The organism is Leptospira tipperaryensis (genome assembly GCF_001729245.1).
Taxonomy (GTDB): Bacteria; Spirochaetota; Leptospiria; order Leptospirales; family Leptospiraceae; genus Leptospira; species Leptospira tipperaryensis.
Genome location: NZ_CP015217.1, coordinates 3,399,076 through 3,419,407, shown reverse-complemented (window position 1 = coordinate 3,419,407; position 20,332 = coordinate 3,399,076). Strand labels below are relative to the sequence as shown.

General features: G+C 42.7%; 21 protein-coding genes. 15 read left to right on the top strand and 6 right to left on the bottom strand.

The annotated features are described in order from the left end of the window. Positions 1-2 precede the first annotated feature (2 nt). Genes A0128_RS16085 through A0128_RS16075 form a run of 3 tightly spaced genes read left to right on the top strand, consistent with a single transcriptional unit; the run spans position 3 to position 1,638 of the window. Complete coding sequence (locus A0128_RS16085) at positions 3-995, top strand: type I phosphomannose isomerase catalytic subunit (RefSeq protein ID WP_069608434.1); 993 nt, start codon at positions 3-5, stop codon at positions 993-995. Between the two features lie 9 nt (positions 996-1,004). Then, the gene (locus A0128_RS16080) at positions 1,005-1,289 is read left to right on the top strand and encodes an HNH endonuclease (protein ID WP_069608433.1); all 285 of its coding nucleotides are present in this window, start codon (positions 1,005-1,007) and stop codon (positions 1,287-1,289) included. A 13-nt stretch (positions 1,290-1,302) separates the two neighbouring features. Then, positions 1,303-1,638: a DUF1292 domain-containing protein gene (locus A0128_RS16075; RefSeq protein WP_069608432.1), complete on the top strand. Its 336-nt coding sequence runs from the start codon at positions 1,303-1,305 to the stop codon at positions 1,636-1,638. A gap of 134 nt (positions 1,639-1,772) precedes the next feature. Here the strand turns inward: A0128_RS16075 and eat are convergent, their stop codons facing one another. Together eat and A0128_RS16065 are read right to left on the bottom strand one after the other, a co-directional pair. Beyond that, entirely contained in the window at positions 1,773-3,143 is a 1,371-nt protein-coding gene (gene eat / locus A0128_RS16070) for an ethanolamine permease (protein ID WP_069608431.1), read from the bottom strand. Positions 3,144-3,624: 481 nt separating this feature from the next. Further along, positions 3,625-4,359 (bottom strand): motility protein A, encoded by a 735-nt coding sequence (locus tag A0128_RS16065; RefSeq protein WP_069608430.1) that lies wholly within the window; start codon positions 4,357-4,359, stop codon positions 3,625-3,627. 650 nt (positions 4,360-5,009) lie between these two features. Between A0128_RS16065 and A0128_RS16055 the strand changes: the two genes are divergently transcribed. The 9 genes from A0128_RS16055 to A0128_RS16015 all read left to right on the top strand — a co-directional run bounded on the left by A0128_RS16055 (position 5,010) and on the right by A0128_RS16015 (position 13,470). Then, positions 5,010-6,560, top strand: coding sequence for a cellulose synthase family protein (locus A0128_RS16055; protein WP_083244152.1), 1,551 nt, complete (start codon positions 5,010-5,012; stop codon positions 6,558-6,560). 119 nt (positions 6,561-6,679) lie between these two features. Continuing rightward, the gene (locus A0128_RS16050) at positions 6,680-6,961 is read left to right on the top strand and encodes a hypothetical protein (RefSeq protein ID WP_004459036.1); all 282 of its coding nucleotides are present in this window, start codon (positions 6,680-6,682) and stop codon (positions 6,959-6,961) included. A 6-nt stretch (positions 6,962-6,967) separates the two neighbouring features. Beyond that, positions 6,968-8,128 carry an oxidoreductase gene (locus tag A0128_RS16045; RefSeq protein WP_069608428.1) on the top strand — a complete coding sequence of 387 codons (1,161 nt, stop codon included), beginning with the start codon at positions 6,968-6,970 and terminating at the stop codon, positions 8,126-8,128. Continuing rightward, a complete protein-coding gene (locus A0128_RS16040; protein ID WP_069608427.1) occupies positions 8,121-9,020 on the top strand; it encodes a hypothetical protein in 900 nt (299 codons plus the stop codon). Before A0128_RS16045 ends, A0128_RS16040 begins: the two co-directional genes overlap by 8 nt. Before the next feature lie 86 nt (positions 9,021-9,106). Then, positions 9,107-9,568, top strand: coding sequence for a PTS sugar transporter subunit IIA (locus A0128_RS16035; RefSeq protein WP_069608426.1), 462 nt, complete (start codon positions 9,107-9,109; stop codon positions 9,566-9,568). A gap of 2 nt (positions 9,569-9,570) precedes the next feature. Continuing rightward, positions 9,571-10,464, top strand: a complete 894-nt coding sequence (locus A0128_RS16030) for an ABC transporter permease subunit (RefSeq protein WP_069608425.1) — start codon at positions 9,571-9,573, stop codon at positions 10,462-10,464. Continuing rightward, positions 10,461-11,222 (top strand): ABC transporter permease, encoded by a 762-nt coding sequence (locus A0128_RS16025; RefSeq protein ID WP_069608424.1) that lies wholly within the window; start codon positions 10,461-10,463, stop codon positions 11,220-11,222. Before A0128_RS16030 ends, A0128_RS16025 begins: the two co-directional genes overlap by 4 nt. Then, positions 11,219-12,802, top strand: a complete 1,584-nt coding sequence (locus tag A0128_RS16020; protein WP_069608423.1) for a PEGA domain-containing protein — start codon at positions 11,219-11,221, stop codon at positions 12,800-12,802. The genes A0128_RS16025 and A0128_RS16020 overlap by 4 nt, the downstream gene beginning before the upstream one ends. Positions 12,803-12,930: 128 nt before the next feature. After that, on the top strand, positions 12,931-13,470 hold the full coding sequence (locus A0128_RS16015; RefSeq protein WP_069608422.1) for a DUF1564 domain-containing protein: 540 nt from the start codon (positions 12,931-12,933) through the stop codon (positions 13,468-13,470). Positions 13,471-13,484: 14 nt separating this feature from the next. On the opposite strand, the gene A0128_RS16010 is transcribed toward A0128_RS16015, so the two are convergent. Continuing rightward, positions 13,485-14,726 carry a folylpolyglutamate synthase/dihydrofolate synthase family protein gene (locus tag A0128_RS16010; protein ID WP_069608421.1) on the bottom strand — a complete coding sequence of 414 codons (1,242 nt, stop codon included), beginning with the start codon at positions 14,724-14,726 and terminating at the stop codon, positions 13,485-13,487. Continuing rightward, positions 14,723-15,595: a shikimate dehydrogenase gene (aroE, locus tag A0128_RS16005; protein WP_069608420.1), complete on the bottom strand. Its 873-nt coding sequence runs from the start codon at positions 15,593-15,595 to the stop codon at positions 14,723-14,725. Before aroE ends, A0128_RS16010 begins: the two co-directional genes overlap by 4 nt. Before the next feature lie 205 nt (positions 15,596-15,800). Here aroE and A0128_RS16000 point away from each other — a divergent pair, with 205 nt between their 5' ends. Continuing rightward, on the top strand, positions 15,801-16,193 hold the full coding sequence (locus A0128_RS16000) for a hypothetical protein (RefSeq protein ID WP_156781864.1): 393 nt from the start codon (positions 15,801-15,803) through the stop codon (positions 16,191-16,193). Positions 16,194-16,313: 120 nt separating this feature from the next. Here the strand turns inward: A0128_RS16000 and A0128_RS15995 are convergent, their stop codons facing one another. Further along, complete coding sequence (locus A0128_RS15995; RefSeq protein WP_069608419.1) at positions 16,314-17,081, bottom strand: glycosyltransferase family 2 protein; 768 nt, start codon at positions 17,079-17,081, stop codon at positions 16,314-16,316. Next, positions 17,082-17,774: a histidine kinase gene (locus tag A0128_RS15990; RefSeq protein WP_069608418.1), complete on the bottom strand. Its 693-nt coding sequence runs from the start codon at positions 17,772-17,774 to the stop codon at positions 17,082-17,084. A gap of 2 nt (positions 17,775-17,776) precedes the next feature. Between A0128_RS15990 and A0128_RS15985 the strand changes: the two genes are divergently transcribed. Then, the gene (locus tag A0128_RS15985; protein WP_156781863.1) at positions 17,777-19,183 is read left to right on the top strand and encodes a hypothetical protein; all 1,407 of its coding nucleotides are present in this window, start codon (positions 17,777-17,779) and stop codon (positions 19,181-19,183) included. After that, positions 19,180-20,331, top strand: a complete 1,152-nt coding sequence (locus A0128_RS15980; protein WP_069608417.1) for a S1 RNA-binding domain-containing protein — start codon at positions 19,180-19,182, stop codon at positions 20,329-20,331. Before A0128_RS15985 ends, A0128_RS15980 begins: the two co-directional genes overlap by 4 nt. The last annotated feature ends 1 nt before the right edge of the window (position 20,332 follow it).

Here is a 20,332-nt window from a genome sequence, read left to right as displayed (position 1 = left end):
TTATGCAAAAGTTGATCCGATTTTATCCGATCTACAAAGAAAGAATTTGGGGTGGAAGAAAACTCGGAAATTATCCTGGAAGATCCATCCCCGAAGGAAACATCGGAGAATCCTGGGAAATTTCGGACTACGGGAACGACGTTTCCGTGATCAGCAACGGCTTCTTAAAAGGAAAATCCTTTCGAGAAGCGTATCAAGAAAATACAAATGCAATTTTAGGTAAATCATTTCAAGGAAAACCGTTCCCTCTTCTTATCAAACTCATAGACGCGAAGGAAAAACTTTCGGTGCAAGTTCATCCCGACGACGCCTACGCGGAAAAATACGATCCGCAAAACGCGGGTAAAAAAGAGGCGTGGACCGTTTTACAAGCGGAACCCGGTTCCAAACTCGTATGCGGTTTTTCGAATACAACAAGCAGAGAAGAATTTCAATCCCTCGTGGAAGCGAATCGCGCTGAGGAAATTCTCAGAGAAATTACCGTGAAAGAAGGGGATTCTTTTCTTCTCAATCCGGGAAGGATCCACGCGATCGGAGCCGGAATTCTTTTGATGGAAGTGCAACAATCCTCGGATTCCACTTACAGGGTCTATGACTACGGAAGACCGAGAGAACTTCATCTCAAAAAGGCTTTGGACGTTCTGGACTACGACGGCCCTTCGGAAAAAGACATTCTTAAACCCGAAGCCAAATCCTGGGAAGACGGAAAGAGATTTCGTCTAACGGCAAACGATAAATTCTTAATGGAAACTTTGGAAGTTTCCGGAGAAGGAAAAACTTTTCAAATCCCGAACTTGTACAAAGAATCCGTCTTTCAGATTTTGATCGTCCTTCAGGGAAAAATCAAAATCGAAGGAGAGGAACTTTCCGAAGGAGATACTGCGTTTTTGACGGCTTCCGGTTTGGAAGAAGGAATTTCCGCAATCAATTTGGGAGCTTTCGCAAAACTCTCAGTCTCCGGTCCCGGTTCCGATTGGGGAATCTACAAAGATTAGATTTTTTGAATGGACCCTGAAGAACCCATCATTTGGATCAGCGAGGAAGAACTTTCCAAACAGAGAAAGATAGCGAAGGATCTTCGTAAAACTCCTTGGTGGAAAAAGAAAAAGGCCGACGGAATCTGTCACTACTGCGGAAAAAAATTTCCTCCGGAGGAATTGACGATGGATCATCTGATTCCTCTTGCAAAAGGTGGAAAGTCGATCAAGGCCAATCTGGTTCCCGCATGCAAAGAATGTAATTTCGCTAAAAAAAATAAACTTCCTTTTGAATTCGATTCCGGGAACTAAAGGGAGTTAAAACGTGCAAGATCTTTCTCAAGACGACGAATTTCAAGAACACGAAGAATCCGGTCAAGAAACGGTTCAGCTTTTGGATGAAGATGGAAATTCTCATTCTTTCATCATCGCGGAAGCTCTCGAGATCGATGAAAATCAATATCTTCTTCTGACTCCGGTCTTGGAAGAAGATTTCGATCTGGTCAATCTGGACGTGAGTTTTTTGAGAGGAGAAGACGACGCGGGTTACTTTGCGGTTCGTCTCGAGTCCGACGAATTCGGAGAAGACTGTTTGATCGAAGTAAAAGACAAACGCGAACTCGAAGACATTCTCGCCGAGTTGAACGTCGATATCGTTTAATGACGATATATAATAATTAAAGAATATTCTAAAAAATAAACCTACCCGTATGGAATTCGTGTAGGTTTATTTGATTTTGATTTTGATTTTCGATTCTTCGCCTTATAAAAAAAATAAGAAAGAAACTAAAATTCTTAAAAATCCGTATCTCCTCGAGAAAGCGGAGCTTCTTCCTTTTCCGGAGCGAGAGAGGAATGAGGAATTCTTCTCAGATCAAAACCCTTACTTCCGAAATACAAAAGGAAAGAAAGAGTCAATCCTCCCTGAAGAATAAGGAATAAAAACGTATTATAAACAGCTAATGTGATAAAGCAAACAAAACTCAAGACGAGGGAAAACGCCGGAAGAAAAGGATAAAAAGGAGCGCGATAGGGTTTCTTTTGTTCCGGGTTTTGAATTCTCAAGACAAAAAAGGAAATCATACTGACGCAGTACATTCCGCAGGCGCCAAAAGCGGAGAGCGTGATCAATTCTCCCGTATTACCAAATTGAAGAGAAACAAGACCGACCAATCCTCCGCAGAGAATTGCAAAACTCGGAGCCTTTGTCTTTGAACTCAGACGAGAGAAAATCTTAGGAAGAAAACCTTCCTTTGAGAGCGCGTAGATTTGTCTGGAATAGCCGAGGATGATTCCGAGCAAGGACGCGATGAGACCGAAAAGCCCGATTCCGGTAAAGAACAAGGTCGTCCAGGAAGAAGATCCATAAAGATTTCCTAATGTAAAAGAAAGAGGATAATCCAACTTAGAAACTTCGTTCGTTGAGATCACACCCGCGGTTCCGAATAAAACTCCAAATGCCAAAAGGACCAGGGTTCCGATTCCGGAGAGATAACCTCTGGGAATATCCCTTTCCGGATTCTTCACTTCCTCCGCGGCCATTGCAACTCCTTCCACCGCGAGAAAAAACCAGATCGCATAGGGAAGCGCCGGAAAAAGATTCCAAAAAGAAAAAGAAGAATTTGCGGTGATCTTTGCTAAATCGAAATGAGGAAAGATAAGAATAAAATAAAAAAGAAGCCCGAAGACCGCGGTTAAAGTCACGAAGAGCTCGAATCTCGCGGTCTGTTTGATTCCTAAGAGATTGATCCCGAGGAGAACGAGAAAAAAACCGTTGGATGCCCATCCTTCGCTGATAAGGGGAAATAAAAAATGAAAGTAACCTCCGAGCGCGGAGGCGATGGCCGGAGGAGCCAAGACAAATTCTACGAGAGTAAAAAATCCGGCGACTAGGCCGCCCACCGGACCGAGCGCGACGTGTGCGTAAGCGGAAGGTCCTCCCGCGTGAGGAATCGAAGTCGCGAGTTCCGTAAAACAAAGCGAGAAAGTAGAATAGAAAATCGCGATGATGGAAACCGCAGTCAAAAATTCCCAGAAATTCGCGTGAGCCCAACCCAGATTCCATCCAAAATAATCGCCCGAAATGACGAGCCCGACAGAAATTCCCCAGAGGTGAAAAGGTCCGAGAACTTTTTGCAAAGAAGAAGACATGGGGAAAGAATCCATTCTTTCTTTCGAAAAAGGAAAGAAGTTTTTAAGAATGGAGATTCAATTTTTATAAAGAATTCTTTGAACTCGTCGAGGATTGTTTTCCATTTCTGCAGAAACCTTTTTAGAGCTCGGTAAAATGGAGGAACTCCCCCAAACTCGGAGAAGAGAAACCTTTTAGAGCTCAGTAAAATGTAGGAACTCCTCCAAACTCGGAGAAGGGAAATCCTTTAGAACTCGGTAAAATGTGGGAACTCCTCCAAACTCGGAGAAAAGAAATCCTTTAGAACTCGGTAAAATGTGGGAACTCCTCCAAACTCGGAGAAAAGAAATCTTTTAGAACTCGACGGAGCGAACTTGAAGTCGTTCGTAAGCTTTTTCAAAAAGAGATACTTTGTCGGAAGAATCGAAAAAGAAATGAGATCGAACCTAAGACCTTGAAAAAAGGAGGAGTTCCTACTTTTTTAAAAAAAAAGAACTTTAGAAGATTCTAAAATTCTCAACCGATAAAAGGCATCATTCTTTCCATAAGAATTCGGCGGTTGTCCCCGCTCTGAAGAGCAATGACTCCTCGGATGATCGCTTGTCTTCTGTCCGATTGTTCTTTGGACCAAGCCTTGATACGATTTGCGAGAGGAAAGAAGATGAGGTTGGCAAAAGCGATTCCATAGAAGGTCGCGATAAAAGCGGTTGCGATTCCTTCTCCAAGAGCGCGGGTCCCGCCGCCTAAATTCTCAAGAACCCCGACGAGTCCCATGACGGTTCCGATGATTCCTACCGTAGGAGAAAAACCGCCTGCGGTTTCTAAGATCTTCGCGGAGTTTGCTTCCTTGTCTTCCATAGCGATTGCGGATTCAAAAAGAATTTCTTCCACGGCGCGAGGGTCGGTTCCGTCCACGATGAGTTGAACTCCTCTCTGGAGAAAAGGATCTTGGATGGACTTGAGATTGTCTTCCAGAGAGAGGAGCCCGTTCTTACGAGCGCGTTCCGCAAAATCAAGAAAGAGTTCTCCGAGAGGAAGTTTGCGTCTTGGGAAAACGGCCGCCTGGAGATTTAAGAGGAGGTCCTTCATTTGCTCCAAGGAAAAACTCGCGAAGGTCGCGCCCGCAGTGCCGCCGATGATCAAGAGGAGCGCGGAGATTTTGAGAAAAGAGAGGAAGTGCGCACCTTCCAGAAGAATCGCTATCAGGACGGATAAGAATGCGACGGAGAGACCAACGAGAGTAGGATTCATTTCCGCAAGAGTTCCCGCAAACCGACGTTTTTACAAGAAGATTCTGTCTCATAGGAAAATGAATTCGGGCGCATGCTCGGGCGAAATTTTTTGGAAAGAAGGAGTTCCTACTTTTGAAACGCCGATCACCAGGCTCTCGGCTACAATCCATTCCCAGAAGGGAATGGATTCCGCCTCGATCCTTTGCGCGGGGCTTTTTGGAAAAAGGGGAAAGTCTTTTCTGAGAGTGTGAGATCCTACTTTAATACCGCTCTAAAAGTAGGAACTCACACTTTGAAAAAGAAACTCGGGGACTTCACTGAAGAATCCAAAAATTATAGGGGAGTTCCCGCAAAAATGGGAGAGGGAAAACAATCGAAGAGGGGGATTTTTAAGAAAAATGTGGGAACTCTCACAAAAAGAGAATCGCTCGGGGGTACAAAAAAAGGGGACGGTACAACTTTCGTCCCCCGTCCGTTTCAAAATGAAAATTCGCAGTGGAGGAACTTCAACCAGGGAGGTTGTTGTCCATCCATTCCCAAATATCGGCTTTGGGAGTTCCTACATTAGGCCTTCAGACAAAAAATGACCTTACATTTTAAAAAACTAAAAAATTGATGCACTGCAAAACCCTTTGACTTTTAACCCAGAGAATTTTTCCTGGCTACATCATGCTGACCGTCGTAACTGTACTGTTTTTGGCCATTTATGGGATCGACATTGTCGCTCTCTTTTTCTTCGGGATTCATACCTATATCATGGTATATCTCTACAAAAAGAACCATGCATACTGCGAATCGGAACCGGATAGAATCCTCGACATAAACGATCCGAATCTTCCTGTCGTAACGGTTCAGCTTCCGATCTTCAACGAATTCTACGTTGTGGATCGTTTACTGGAAACCACCGTCGCACTCAAATATCCAAAAGATAAACTCGAGATTCAACTCCTCGATGATTCTACGGACGAGACGGTCGAAAAATCCAGAAAACTCATAGCGCACTATAAATCACTCGGCTTCGACATTCATCACCTCCACAGAACCGGAGCAGAACGTACCGGTTATAAGGCGGGAGCGCTCGAAGCGGGAATGAAAGTGGCTCGCGGTCAGTACATCGCTATCTTCGACGCCGACTTCATGCCGGACCCTGACTTCTTAATCAAAACCGTTCCTTATTTCGAAGATCCTCAAATCGGGATGGTTCAAGTTCGTTGGGGACATGTCAACGCGGACTACAACGTTCTTACCAAAGCTCAGTCTTTTGGAATCGACGGTCACTTCATGATCGAGCAGGTAGCTCGGAATGGTTCTCACCTTTGGATGAACTTCAATGGAACTGCGGGAATCTGGAAAAAAGATTGTATTATCGATTCCGGCGGATGGGAGCACGACACTCTCACGGAAGATTTTGATCTTTCTTACCGTGCAGAAATGAAAGGCTGGAAATTCCGTTATTTTAAAGATATCGAATGTAAGGCCGAAATCCCAGCGATGATCTCCGCTTACAAATCCCAACAGTTCCGTTGGTGTAAAGGATCGATTCAGACTGCGGTAAAACTTCTTCCAAGAATTCTCCGTGCGGACCTTCCTTGGAGAATCAAATCCGAGGCCATCGTTCACTTAATCAATTATTCGGTTCACCCTTTGATGGTGATCAATATTCTCTTTAGCGCACCGTTGCTTTTGATGGACTATTGGTCCGGATTCAGCTTCTACGATCTACCGATCGAGATTCTTATGGGAACCGCGGCGATTCTTTCCGTTGGATCGATCGGCCCGATGATCTTCTACGCATACTCTCAAAAAACTCTTCACAAAGATTGGAAGAGAAGAATGGTTTATCTCCCGATTCTCATCATGATCGGAACCGGAATTGCAATCGTAAACACCAGAGCTTGGCTCGAAGCCATTCTCGGGATTCAATCTTCTTTCAAACGCACTCCAAAACTCAAAATTGAGAAGAGCACCGACGTTCTGAAAGACAGACTGAAATACACAGTTCCTCTTGATTTTCACGTCGTTCTTGAATTCATGATGGGCTTTTACTGTTTAGGAACCGTAATCCTCTCCTTTATGCTCGGAAAACCGCAAATCGTGGGATTCCTGGTCATTTACGCGATTGGATTCTTCTACGTAGGATATCTCTCCTTGAAAGAAGCGCTCTGGAACTTGGGCGCTTCCAAAGAGAAATCCGCCGAAGAACTTCCGGCTCAAGCTTAATCCGGTCTAACTAGCAGGGTAGGGATCTCTATCCTGCGGTTTTCTGTCGGAGCTTCTGCTTGACTTCGCACTTTTTTCTGAAAACTTGACAAAATACCGCTACTATTATAGGAACCCCGATGAGTGAGAAAGTTTACTGCGCCAATTGCCTACACTGCGTTACTGTAAGACAGTATGAATCCGAGGCAGACAAATACATTCTCCGCGTAAAATGTACAAAGAAAAAATGGTCCAAAAGATCCGGAGAAGAAAAACTCTATAAATACTTTACAGTTGCTCGTCGTATGCAAGTGAACTGCGAGTTTTATGAGCCGATGGGTGAAATTCTTCCTTATATCAAAAATCTTAAGAAAGAACTTCCAATCAAAGACGAAATCTACATGGTGAAAACTCTCACCTAAAGAGTTTTGAAGCCATCCGCTTTTACCCTCAAACCAGGATTGGTCCACGGAAAATTTTCCCGTAAGACCGTCCTGGAAGAACCCTTTACGCTTTTTCCCGAACCGGGAGCCCTCTATCTCAAAGAATTCCCCACCCGTGTACGCGCAGGCGAACCTCTTTTAAAACAATCCGTAGGAACCTTACTTTCTCCGGTGGACGGAATCGCGAGTTTGATCCAAGGCGAACATTCCACAAAGATCAAGATCGTACAAGACGGAAGTTTTCAGCTTTCAAACGAAACACAGATCGATCCTTCCCTCAAGTTGGAGCAGGCTCTCGAAAGAATGGACGAGCTTGGTTTGGTTTCTCTGGATTTTGCCGACCTCACTCTCTCTTCTCTTTTTAAAACGTTTAGTTCTTCTCTGATTGTCCTTTCTCCTTATACAAAAACACAATCTGTGGATTTTCGAAAAATTCTTCTGGAAGAATTCAAAGAATTGCATATTCAGTTTTTAGAATATCTTGGCGCTTGGTTTCCCGGCGCGGTCGTCAAGGACTTTGTCGTCAGCCCGGTTCCGTTTCGAAAATACGAATATCCGATGGGATTTCCTCAGTATTTTTTAAAAAAGGCCCTTTCTCAAAAAACATTCCAAAAAGAGAATACTCTCTATCTCGGTCCGGAAACCTTATATCACTTATACCGCGCCCTTTTTAAAAAGATTCCGTTTATTGAAAGACATATCAGCATCTACTACGTCGGCAAAAACGGCGGACTCAAAAAAGAAGAATCTCCGATCAAGTTCAGAGACGGACAGAGTCTTAGTTTTCTTCTTTTGGAAAAAAAGAAAGAATACCCGAACTTTACGTTCAATTCTTTCTTTGACGGGGGAGAATTTCATTCTTCCTCCGAGGAATATTATTTAGATATTTATAAACATCATTCGATTCTTTTTGTGGCCGGAAAGATCAGAGAACAAAAAGAACTTCCCTGTACGGAATGCGGAGAATGCACATACAACTGTCCTCTCGAATGTAACCCGATCGCTCTCGTTACGGGGCAGGGAAAGTTTTCGTCTAACGCGTGTATCGAATGTGGTATCTGCACATTCTTATGTCCTTCGGGGATTTCTCTTCGGGATAAAATTCAAAAAGTAAAAACGGATTTGAAGGAGACGGCAAATGTCTGAATATCTCCTCGTAACAAAATCCGGATTCTTTCGAAAATCGGATCCGTTTTTTCCGGATCTTCTGATCTCGATTCTTTCCCTTTTAGGGATCGTTTTTTTTGGAACGATTCCATTATGGATTTGTTATGGACTTCTTCTTGCGTCTTGTTTCGTTTATCAATTCGTCGTCGTAAAACGATTTGTATATCCTTTGAAATGGGTCGTCCACACCGGCATCTTTGTGATCCTTTTGCCCCTTCATCCGGGAACGGTCCTTTGGGCGATCCTCGCCGGAATTTTAGGAATCGTTTTGTATTCTCCCTTGGAAAACCGTCTGAGAATTCAAGTTCCTCTTTCACTCATTCAACTTTTGATTTTTCTTTTTTTCTATCTTCTTCTTCCGGCGGTGGATCTTTTTTCCGGACTTTCCGGCGAATCCTTGTTTTCCTATCGAGACGGCAATATCTCCGATATATATAGCGTTCTTTCTTATTCTCAGGATGGGAATTCTCCATGGAGATTTTCTTCTTTGGAAACGATGGGAGCGTATTCGATTCTTTTTCTCATTCCCGTTTTTTTAAAACGCCCCTTTGCGTTTCAGATTCCTGCGCTTTTCGGTCTCGGATTGATTTTGGGAGCGGGGAGTCTGGCTCAAGAATTTTCACCGGTTCTTCTTTCCACCTGGATTTCTTTTGCGATTCTATTTGCTTCTCCCGGAAGAAATTTATATACCGCTTGGATTTATTCTTTGATCGGAGTTTTAGCAACGGGCGTCCTATTTTATGTCATCCAAGTCCTAATTGCCTTCTACTTACCGCTTTTCACGTATTCCGTTTTCTATTTTTTCATTGAAGCCAGTTTGATCCGTATATTTCTGGGAAGCAGAGTCGATAATTTCGGGCAATTAGAGTGACCGAGATTTGTGGTTAGAATGATGATCTCGTATCGTAGCAAACATAAGAATATGAATAAAAAACAAAAAGAGTCAGAGGAGATTCTATGAATCAATTGTTGACTCTTCTTCATCCAGAGACCGTCATTTTCAATTTAGAAGCCGGCAATAAAGAAGAGGTCATCTCCAGACTCTTACAAAAAGCCGTAGACACACATCAGATCGATTCCGAAAACAAAGAAGAAATTTTAGAATCCCTTTTGGCCCGAGAAAAGTCGATGTCGACCGGAATCGGAAGCGGCGTCGCGATTCCTCATTGTTCCGTCAATCTTGTCGACGAACTCAAATGTGTAATGGGCCTCAATCAAGAAGGTGTCGATTTTGATTCCATCGATCATCAACCGGTTCATATCTTTATTCTATTGATCGTTCCCAAGACGAAATTTCAAGAACACATCAAGACCCTCGCTCAAATCGCAAAAGCCCTAAACGTAAAAGAAGACAGAGAAAAATTGATTCGTTCTAGATCCTTTGAGGAAATTCAAAAAGCTTTTTCTCGGAATGTTTAATCGTGCAGGGAGAAATCTCTAGGTTCTTTTTATTTCTTGTCGCTCTGATTTTTTTTTCCGTTCTTTTCGGTCATCTTCGTTCCCTCAATAAAGAATACCTTTATGCTGATTCTTCTTTTTCTAAAGAAGAATCGTTCCTGGAACAGAAAACTTTTCCTTCCCAGATCCTTTCTTTTGTGAAAGGAATTCTTACCTTACAATCCGGAAAGACCGCTTCGGGAGAATCCGTTTGGAAACATATTTCTTCTCGAGTACTTCCGACCTTGCATCTCGCGATCTTTTCCGTCGGTTGGGGAAGTTTTTTTGCGATCGCTCTTGCTCTTTGGGGCGGAAGAACGGAAGAGAATTCATCGAAGAAGTTCTTTCTGTTTTTGAGTAATCTTATCTTATCCACGCCGGTCTTTGTCGTCGGCGTGGTTTTACTTTTGATCTTTTTTGTTCAATTAGAATGGCTTCCTCCCGGCGGCTACGAGTCTTGGAACACGACCTATGTGATTCTTCCGGGAATCGCGTTGGGTTCCAGAGTTTGGGCCCGAATTTATCAATTCGCGTTGAATCTCACCGAATCCGAATTAAAATCACCTTACGCCAAGGTTTTGCGTGCGAGAGGATATTCTAAAAATAGAATATTATGGAATCATATTTTATTAAAGATTCTTCCGTTTTTGGTCGTTTTAATTTTACTCGACTTTAGCTCCCTTCTCTCGGGGGCGATGATCGTGGAAGAGATCTTTTTCTTTCCCGGGATCGGAAAATCTATGTACTACGCGATTCAGACGATGGACGCCGAACTTTTGAGCGCACTCCTGTTTTACAGCGGTCTTACGTTTTATATTTTCAGTAGAATCTCTCTTCGGTTTCAAGAGAATCTCACCGGAAAGGAAAGTCTCTCTTGAATTCCACGGGCAATCCTCTGAGACTTTTGTTTGGAGTTCTCGTTCTCACGGGGATTCTTTGGAAAAACCCTCCGACCGAAGTTTTTTTAGAGGATAGTTTTTGTTCCGTCGGCTGGAATCATCCGTTTGGTTGTGATCGGTTGGGAAGGGATGTTTTTAGTCTTTTTTCCTATGGAACGTTTTCGACACTTTTGTTTTCTCTTCCTTCCCGGATTCTTACTTTAGCGTTTAGTTCCTTAGTCTGTTTGTTTCAATACTCGATTCCGTTTACCGGGAAGTGGTTTTTTTCGCCGATCTCTTCCGTTTTTGTTTCCGTGCCTTCTCTTCTCATTGCGTTACTCACGGTTCATGCTTTGGGGAACGGGCCTTTGGTTCTGGTCGTCGCGATTCTTCTGGGAGATTGGGCTTTGTCTTACGAGACTCTTCAGAGTAAAATCCGTGAGACGGATGGAAGCACTTACGTTTTAGCTTCCACTTTTTTCGGGGCTTCGAGGGCGAACGTGTTTCGAAATCATATTTTTCCTTCGGCTATTCCTGTGTTGAAAGTTCTGTTTACGACAGGATTACCCGGAGTAGTTATGACACTGGCGCTTTTCAGTTATCTCGGTGTAAGCGCGGGAAGCGATTGGTTTGGTCCGGGATTGGGAGAACAGATTTCTTTCGCAAGGGATTACGCGTATTCCGCACCTCTTGCTTTGGTGATTCCCATATTCGGAATCGTGGGTTTGGTAACCACCTTAAACGTGGACAGAAGATGAGTAGAGTATTTGCATTTATTTTAATATTAGCGATTTTGAGTGTTTCTATTTCGGCTCAAGGGATCGATGACTATTATCGATTTCCGGAAGCCGGGATGAGAGAAAGAATCACGTTTGAAACCGAAAGAAAACTCTGCATATTCCCTCTCAAAAATCAAAACGCGGACGCAAATCTGGACTATCTGAGTAAAGGTTACGCAAGCGTATTATACTCCGGTCTCAAAGGTTTATTTCAAATCTATGATCCGGATATGATTCCTAAGAGCATTCAACACGGCTTTGGAAAACCTACCGGAAAAGAAAGACTCAGAAAGGGAGAATGGGACGCAGAGATACTTGAAAAAGTTAAGAATGCGAAAGAAATCTCTCCGGACAAAGATCCTAGATTCTTAACTTTAAAAATCGATTATATTTCTAACGAGGCTCCGCCCGAAGACAGCACTCTCTTTATATCCGGAAACAAACAAGGTTGTTTTTATCATCTCGCAGGTTCGTATGAGAAAAAGAACGAATCTCAGATGGAACTTAAACTCGTTCTGAGATCCTCCAAAGACGCTTCCAAAAAAGAATTCAGGGCTAAAACCAGCGTTAGACGTTCTTATCAAGAACTGGAAGGATTGATAAGCGAAATCAAAAAGGAACTTTTGGGAAAGAGCACGATTTCATTCTCCTTTAAGTCCGGCGATATGGACGGGGTTCTTGTTTTTTTAGACGGACAGTTCCTCGGTAAAACTCCTCTTCAGAAAAACGATATTCTTCCGGGAAATCATGTGATCAAATATTACATGGACGGATTCCAGAGTCAGGAAAAAAGAGTTTCCGTTCAGGACGGAGGGAACTTTGAAATGATTCTTTCTCGAACTCCGAAAGAAGGTCTCATCTCAGTCACTTCCAATCCGGAAGGTGCGAACGTTTATCTTGGCTCCGAGTTTTTGGGTAAAACTCCTTTGGTTCGTGTTCCGGTGAAAACGGGATACAATCGTCTTCGTGTATCTATGGAAGGGCACGTGGATATTTTAAAAGGAGTGGAAGTCAAAAAGGAAGAAGAGTTCAAGTTGGACGTCTCATTGAAGCCGGGGGATAGCGTTACGTATTATAAGAATAAACAAAACGTTTTCTTAGATCATTCTTATAACGACTTTTCGATCTATTCTATGTATGGGACCCTTTTGTTTTACGCAGGTTATTATTATTTTAATTTGAAGGCGAACGCCTTGTATGATAGAGCCGAAAGTCGTGTGAGTCTGACTCGTTTGTATCTTGCGGCGAACGTGGTTCCTCAAGATCAGTTTATTGGAATGTATTTATACGAAGAGAGAATCATTCGGGAAGCGAATTCGGATGCCGGGAAGTATCAGAAACTTGCGGGGAATTTTGGAAGGCATCAAGGCGTGACCGGAGGAGTGATGGTCTACGGAATGGCGTTGATGTTGATTTTATCCGCGACGTTTTACTTTCTTGGTTTGGATGAGGAAACCTTGGACGTGGGAGTGGTTCCTACGAGGGTCAACAATCCGTTCGCGATTCCCGGTCAGACGATGGAAATGGATTCGTATGCTAAATTCAATCTGAAGTTTTAGCGATTTAGTTTCAATTTTTGTCGGCTGATTCTTCCTTTTTTTGTTTTTTGTTTAAGAATTTTATTCTTATAGAAGTTATTTTTTTAGAATTCCCGCGTTTTTGAAGAAGCTTTGGAAACGTATCTAGTATGGGAATTTTACTTTTAAATTCAGATCAAGAACTGAAATCCAATCTTCGTGAAAACAATTCCGATGTTGTTACCCTTTTGATTCCGAAAAAGACTTTGTATGGTTTGAGCGAATCGGAAATGAGAAAGCTTCCGAAACGAATTCCGGGCCTCTTGAGTAAATATGGAAAATATCTGACCTCTTCGAGAAGACTGGGGAAAAAAGCGGGAAAGATTCTTTATCAGCCAAGTGCGGGTAAGGAGAATATGCTGAGGATCAATGTTCGGATCGGGACAGGGAGTTGGGCCTTGTTAGGCGCGCTGGCTCAGGCACACGGTGTATCGCGCTGTTATCTTTTTAATTATCTCCTTTGGTTGGATGAGATCGGAATGGATTCTTTTCTCGTGAGAACCATGAATGAGGGAGCTCCCACATTTCACAGAAACTACAGATTTATTCTCCATCTCGATTTGTTGAACAACAAGATAACACGAAGATTAGAATGCGATCCGGCTAATCTTTTTAGCATTTTAGATTATAGAGACTGGTTTGATTCTTAGAAAACCCCTCTATTTTAGATCAGTCCCGAAACGATAGGGAACAGACGGAAGCTCCCCAGAACTAAAATCGGTTCGAAAAGATTAGAACTCGATTTTAGAAGGTCGTTCATTTCTCTTAACGATATCATTTCATTCTCTCTACAATCTTCGGGAAGATGGAAGCCTTCTTCTTTTAAAAAATAAAAACCCGCAATAGAACCGCGTTCCTTCGCGTTTCTTAAAAATTCTAAAATGCCGGATCCGTCCTTGTCTCTTAACAAACCCGTAAAAACTCGAAATTTTTTATCAGGGTAGAGAGAATCTAAACTTCGAAACGTTTCCGAAAATGCATCGGGATTGTGAGCAGGATCAAAGACGAGCAACGGAGAATTTCTCAAAACGGTGAGTCTTCCCGGCGGCGGAGAAACTCTGTTTTTCACTTCTGCAAGATTCAAACTATTAAATTCAAATTTAGAATTTCCGATCTTTCTAAGGTCTGTAATTTTTCCCCAAACTCTCAAGGAAAAAGATCGATTACGAGTCAGATAATCGGCTCCTAACGGTTCTTCTTTTAAAGTTTCGCAAACAATCTTGTGTTGATCGCAGAATTTTTGGATTCTAAGATTGAGTTCCGATTCTTTTTGTTCCATCGCAAAAAGAAATTTTGTATTTTTAGAACAGATCCCTAATTTTTCTTCTAAAATTTCTAATTTAGAATTCCCTAATATTTCTTTATGATCGAGACCTATCGATCCTAAAACGACGACGTCCGGATTGGCCAGCTTGGTTGCGTCCAATCTGCCTCCCAGCCCGGCCTCGTAGATCTGAATTTCAACCGAGTTCTTTTCAAAAAAACGAAACGCCGCGCAGGTAAATAGTTCAAAAAAAGAAAAAGTCTTGAGGTCGGCTTCGGCTCCCTGAGCTTCCATTTCGCTTAACAAAACATCCAATTCTTCTTTTAGAATTTGTCGAAATGGTTCCGTTTGGGATCCGATTCGAATTCTTTCCAATGGAGATAGAAGATGTGGAGAAGTGTAAAGCCCCGTTTTGAAGCCGGAAAGCCGGAAGAATTCCCCTAAAAAATGGGTGATCGAACCCTTCGCATTTGTTCCCACAACCGAAATTCTACAAAGAGTCTCCTTTCTCCTTCGATTCCATTCGTATTTTTTCAAAACATTCTCAAACGGTTCCAAAGAATAACCCGAGAACACGTTGAAATTTCTAGTTTTCTCTAAATTGGAAAGTTGAGATATGAATTCGAAAAAATCTGAATTCATCGATTTGCTAATGCGACAGACAAACGTTCTCTCGTTTTTTGGATGTCCGTCGAATCCGGAATCACGCCCGTAAAAAGTTCGAACTGTTTCATCGCCTGATAGAGAAGCATCTCGGAACCCGGAATGATTTTCGCGCCGGCATTTTGAGCGGCTTTTACTAAAGGTGTTTCCAAAGGATTGTAGACGATATCAAAAACGGTCATCGAAGAATCGAAAAATTCTTCCTCAATAAAAGGGCCGGGTGCCTGACCTTTCATTCCGAGCGGAGTTGTATGTACGATCAAAGAGATTTCCTCGCAATAGCTAAATATTTCCTTGGGATCGACAAACACCGCTTTTGTGGAAGAATTTTCAGAGATTAAAGAACAAATTTCTTTTCCAGTATTCTCATTGCGAGAACAAAGAATTAATTCAGAAATGTTTCCGGAGGTCGCGAGGCTATAGGCGATTCCACGGGCGCTTCCGCCGCTTCCAAGGATGAGAGTTTTTCCGCGTCGAAAAGATTCAGGAGACCATTCCAAAATGGAGCGATAGGCTCCTTCTCCGTCCGTATTATACGCGTTAATCGAATCTTTCTTCAAGACCAAAGTATTGGAGGCCTTCATAATCTGCGACGGTTCGTCCGCTTGGTCTGCGAGCGCGAATGCTCTTTCCTTATGCGGAATCGTGATCGATAGTCCGGATACCCCGGATTTTTGAAGTTCCCAAACGATAGAACGATCAAATTCACGGGTTTCAAAAACTTGGTAGAAGGCATTCATTCCCTTGTCTTTATAAAGTGAATTATGAATAAGAGGGGAAAGGGAATGGGAAAGTGGAAAACCGACTATACCAAAAGTCGTAGTTGGTTGGTTCGTTTCGTTGTTCAAACTTGAAATTCTCTTTTTGATGCGCTCGTTTCTAAAATCAATTCTTTCGGCGGCTTCCGGATTCCGTCTAGGGAAACTTATAAAATAGAACAGTGACTACGGGGAGTTGGACTTTTTTGCTCCGGAAGAAGCAAGTTTTGGAGCGAGTCGTAAAATGAGTCGACTAAAAGACAATTCCCGAAAATGCTGTATTGGAATGAGCCTATTGAATTTACCTGATTCTTTTTTACACGGACTGGGTGCACAACTCTTTTTGGCGCCGCTTGCTTCTTTTTCAGGCTCACCGTGGTGGACAACCATTCTCGATGTTCTCTTCGTTGTGGGAATTTCCGGCGGACTTTCTTGGTATTACTACTACTATAAACGTAAAGATCTACTCGGCGGGTTTTGGGGAGCTTTGATCGTAGCGCTTCTCGGTTCTCTGATCATTCTTTCGCTCCTACAAGATTTTATTCGCTCCGTAGTTCTCTGGTTAATTTCTCCAAAATTCGGTATCTATCAAATCTCAAACGTAAATTTACTCGCGGTTCTCTTGGGCGGCTTACTCGCTCTCTACATCATGAACCGTATCAATCACAACAAAGAAAGAAGGGATTAACAGCTAACTGTGTTTCCCTTCGATCGGATTGACTGGGCAGTCCTCTGGGTAGAATCCTTCCGTTATCGGAAAAAAGTAAATCTCAGATTGGAAACAGAAAGTCGTTTCCTAAAGAACCAATCAGTTCTTTTTCTTATCCTTCAGATTCAATTCATACAACTTGATATACTTTAAAAAATTATAATAGAATCCGAAGATCGCTAGTACGAAGCCTTGTTTTCCGTCTAAAAAGCCGAAACGGATCGTGTACATCCAAAACGCTTTGTAAAATCCTTCCATAAAAGCGTGGAAAAGACCGCTCGTTTTACCGGCTCTGAATTTTTCCTGAGCACCTAAGTCCGAATAGGCGTTGATATATCGTATATGATCGCTTATATTTTTATAAGAATAGTGATAAACCGGAGCATTCAGTTTTTCGCATGTTCCAGTGAGATGAACCGTCTCGTGGACGAGACCTCCGCCGAACGTTCCCTTTACTTTTTCAAAGAGTCGAATTCTACGATTGGGATACCAGCCGCCGTGACGAATCCATTTTCCCAAATACCAGGTAAGTCTTGGAGTGGAATAACCGTCTGCCTTTGGCAGACCATTCTTAAATAAGTTTAAAATTTCCTCTTTTAGATCGGGAGAAACTTCTTCGTCTGCGTCTAGAGTGAGAACCCAGTCGTTCGTCACGAGAGAAAGAGCAAAATTCTTCTGACTTACATAGTCGTCGAACTTTCTTTCCTGAACCTTAGCGTTGTACTTCTTTGCAATTTCAACCGTCTTGTCCTTGGATCCGGAATCTACGACGATGATCTCGGAAACGAAGTCCAGAGGTTTGAGACAACGCTCTAAATTGTCTTCTTCGTTGAGAGTGATGATACAAACCGAAAGGGGAAGTCGCATTTAATTCTTAGGATTTAATTTTCGGACGCTCTGAAAGTCGGGAGTCAGCGGTATTTCCAATCTTGCGATCGTAACGTCTTCACGGATGATGATTCTAAAATAAGAAGGATCGATTCCTTCTCCCTTCAACATGATGAGAATGAGCGCCAGTCCGATGCCGGCGCCTTCTGTGTTGTCCGCGTTGTCCAAATAAAACTGAGCAATGTCGTTGTAGCGCATTCCCTTTTCTAATTTTTCTCGGAGAGACTTTTCTTCTTGTTGAGTAACGGGCGCGTTGTTGATGACTTCGATTCGAATTCCATCAAAAGAATAGTGAAAACTGATCAGACAGTAGTAACCTTCTTTCTTCGCTTTTTGTCCGTAGAGTTCGGACATCGCTTCACTGAAAATATTCTTATATTCTCGAACACCTTTTACGTAATCGGCGGCGTCGTTGAGATCGAGACCTTTTTCTTCGAAAAAAATCCTTTTTTGGTTTGCTTTGCAGGCGTTGATTGCCAACTCTTTTATTATAGTATAAACCGTAGGAACCAGAGTAGGATGAGTTACCTTATCCAGAATCAGACCGACTGCCTCTTGGATATGCTCTTCGACAGAATGAGTCATCCTGTGGGTTTTAAGAGACAGGATTTTTCCGTTCTCAATTGTTAGCCGGATATTGTCGGATATATCTCGGATTTCCTGCCCCATCATCCATGAACATTCCTGAATCTGTTTTGTTTGTCAAGAGAGTGATTGTTAGAAAGGGAAAAAAGGAGCATCTTTTAGAAACAAAGACGCGACGCTTTCTTTTTAAGCTGACTGCATTTTCTTTGATGCTATTGTCTATCTCTCCGTCGCTCTTTGCAGAGTCTTTTACTTTAAGCGGAGTGCGTTATCTGCTTCCCGGAAAAAAAGAATACTCGGATGTATCCGAGATCCGAATTGAAAACGGAAAAGTTATCTCGATCAAAAAGATAAATTCTTTTTCCGGAAAAATTTCTTATGCGCTTCCGGGTTTTTGTGATTCGAATGTAACTCTTTCCACGGATTCTCTCGGAGGACAAAAAGATAGAGCGGGAGTTTTTCTTTCTCTCCAATCTCTTTTAGCTCACGGTTTTACCGGAGTTTTTTCCGTGGGAGATCCTACTTGGGTTGAAACACTTTCCAAAGACGCGCTCAGGTCCGGCAAGTATGTTCCCTGGGTTCGAAAGTCAGATTCTCCTTGGATCGCGGAAAGCGCGGAAACTAAGAATTTAGGAAACCTCCCAGGTTATACAGTGATACGTTCTTCCGGAGACGCGGTTGCGAGAATGAAGAAAAGACCGAATTCTCCCGTGCATCTTTTCTATCGTTATCAGGAAGGCGAAACGTTTGCCTTTGACGGTCCGTTTTTATATCAGTTAAAAAAAGTCGCCGACGCCGAAGGAATGAAACTAGCGTTATCCGCCTTTGGCGACGAGTTCAGCATTTTGGAAGGAATCAACGCGGGAATTCCTACACTCTTTCATCCGGTTCCCGATGGAATTGCGGGAAGAATTTCTCCCGGTGTGTTTCGAAATCTGAACTGGGGCCCTATGTTTTCCGTTTACTACTATCAAAAACTCGCGGGAACTCCCGAGTGGGAAACGGATCTCAATTCTCTGAAAGAATGGAGCCCTTTCTTTGCAAAGAATCTTTCTCCGGAACCGGAATTTGCCGGTAAACTCACCAATCTAAAAGACGAAGAAAGGGAGAATGCGGAAAGAGAATACAAATCCTATCTTGCTTTTTTAGTCAGACAAAAAAATCTGAGTCAAGGGATGCTTCTCGCATCGGGCACCGGTTATCTTCACGTTCATCCGGGAATAGGCGGTTGGAAGGAGATGGAAATTCTGTCTTCCGTTTTAGGAAACGAAGAAACGATTCGGATCGCAACCGAGTCCACGTGTTCCTTCTTAGAAGCTCCGCACGAAGGAAAGATACGAGAAGGAAAGCCCGCTTATATCAACGTATTTACGGAAGACCCGATGATCAGTTTAAAGAATTTGAAATCTCTTCGTAAAACGATCGCCGGTGAAATTTCCTATCCGCCTGAAAAAAAGGAATCCACTTCCAGTCAAAAAAAGAGAGGGAAAAAATGAAAGAATCTGAAAAAGAACTCTTTGAGAAAATGTTAGACGCTTCCTTTAAAAAGAAAAGAGCGATGGAAGCAGGCACGAAAGTCACAGCAGTTGTGAACTCCGCCAAAAAAGATTTTATATTCGTTACCGCAAAGGATTCGAAAACTCAAGGGATCATTTCTTCCGAAGAATTTCTCGAGACCGGTTTGCCCACTCCGGGAGAAGAGATCGAAGCTTATTTCTTGCGAGAAGACCACGGAGATATTCACTTCACTACTTGTTTGAGCGGAGAATCGCTCAACAAAGATCTATTAGAAATCGCTAAAAGAGCTGAGATCCCAGTCTTAGGTCAATTTATTTCAGAGGGAGAATCCGGAGCCGAAGTCAAGATCGGAGAGTTTACCGCATTCTGTCCTTTCTCTCAAATTGATCCCGAATTTAAGAAGTCGGGTTTGGTTGGGAAACGACTCAAGTTTTTGATTCAGGATATCGGAACCAGAGGCAAACTCATCGTCTCTCAGAAAAAAATTTCCGATCGAGCGAAGGAAGCCAAACTCGGAGTTCTCAAACAAGAATTAAAAGAAGGAATGTTCGTCACCTGCAAGGTGAAGACGATCCAGAACTTCGGACTCATCGTGGAGATGGACGGATTGAACGCCCTCATTCCTATTTCCGAAGCTACTTATAAAAAGAATCCGGAACTCGAAAAAGAATTTCAAGTCGGACAAACGTTACGCGCTAGAGTTCTCCGAATAGATTGGGAAACTCAGAAGATCGCTCTTACCGTAAAAGACTTTTTAAAAGATCCTTGGTCGCAGACGGTTCCTTTCAAAGAAGGCGACATCGTAAAAGGAACCGTCGATTCTCTGAAGACATTCGGACTTTTTGTAAAGTTAGACGATCATTTCAACGGTCTCGTTCCCGGAAGAGAAACCGGAATTCCGAGCCGTGTTCCTTTGACTCAGAGTTTTAAACCCGGAGACGTAGTTGACGTTTTTGTAATGGAAGTAAACCCGGAGAGAAAACAGATTTCTCTTTCGATTCAGAAGGCTAAGGAGATTCAGGATAGAATGGATTACAGCGGTTACTTGAGTACGGACACAAGCGGATCCACGAGTTCATTCGGAGCGATTCTTCAGAATTCTCTGAATAAGAATAAGAAAAAATGAT

What these genes read in the sequence shown, in the direction of transcription:
- A0128_RS16085 (WP_069608434.1), top strand. Translation starts at nt 3, where the DNA reads ATGCAAAAGTTGATCCGATTTTATCCGATCTACAAAGAAAGAATTTGG.
- A0128_RS16080 (WP_069608433.1), top strand. Translation starts at nt 1,005, where the DNA reads ATGGACCCTGAAGAACCCATCATTTGGATCAGCGAGGAAGAACTTTCC.
- eat (WP_069608431.1), bottom strand. Translation starts at nt 3,143, where the DNA reads ATGGATTCTTTCCCCATGTCTTCTTCTTTGCAAAAAGTTCTCGGACCT.
- A0128_RS16065 (WP_069608430.1), bottom strand. Translation starts at nt 4,359, where the DNA reads ATGAATCCTACTCTCGTTGGTCTCTCCGTCGCATTCTTATCCGTCCTG.
- A0128_RS16055 (WP_083244152.1), top strand. Translation starts at nt 5,010, where the DNA reads ATGCTGACCGTCGTAACTGTACTGTTTTTGGCCATTTATGGGATCGAC.
- A0128_RS16050 (WP_004459036.1), top strand. Translation starts at nt 6,680, where the DNA reads ATGAGTGAGAAAGTTTACTGCGCCAATTGCCTACACTGCGTTACTGTA.
- A0128_RS16040 (WP_069608427.1), top strand. Translation starts at nt 8,121, where the DNA reads ATGTCTGAATATCTCCTCGTAACAAAATCCGGATTCTTTCGAAAATCG.
- A0128_RS16035 (WP_069608426.1), top strand. Translation starts at nt 9,107, where the DNA reads ATGAATCAATTGTTGACTCTTCTTCATCCAGAGACCGTCATTTTCAAT.
- A0128_RS16020 (WP_069608423.1), top strand. Translation starts at nt 11,219, where the DNA reads ATGAGTAGAGTATTTGCATTTATTTTAATATTAGCGATTTTGAGTGTT.
- A0128_RS16015 (WP_069608422.1), top strand. Translation starts at nt 12,931, where the DNA reads ATGGGAATTTTACTTTTAAATTCAGATCAAGAACTGAAATCCAATCTT.
- A0128_RS16010 (WP_069608421.1), bottom strand. Translation starts at nt 14,726, where the DNA reads ATGAATTCAGATTTTTTCGAATTCATATCTCAACTTTCCAATTTAGAG.
- A0128_RS15995 (WP_069608419.1), bottom strand. Translation starts at nt 17,081, where the DNA reads ATGCGACTTCCCCTTTCGGTTTGTATCATCACTCTCAACGAAGAAGAC.
- A0128_RS15990 (WP_069608418.1), bottom strand. Translation starts at nt 17,774, where the DNA reads ATGATGGGGCAGGAAATCCGAGATATATCCGACAATATCCGGCTAACA.
- A0128_RS15985 (WP_156781863.1), top strand. Translation starts at nt 17,777, where the DNA reads ATGAACATTCCTGAATCTGTTTTGTTTGTCAAGAGAGTGATTGTTAGA.
- A0128_RS15980 (WP_069608417.1), top strand. Translation starts at nt 19,180, where the DNA reads ATGAAAGAATCTGAAAAAGAACTCTTTGAGAAAATGTTAGACGCTTCC.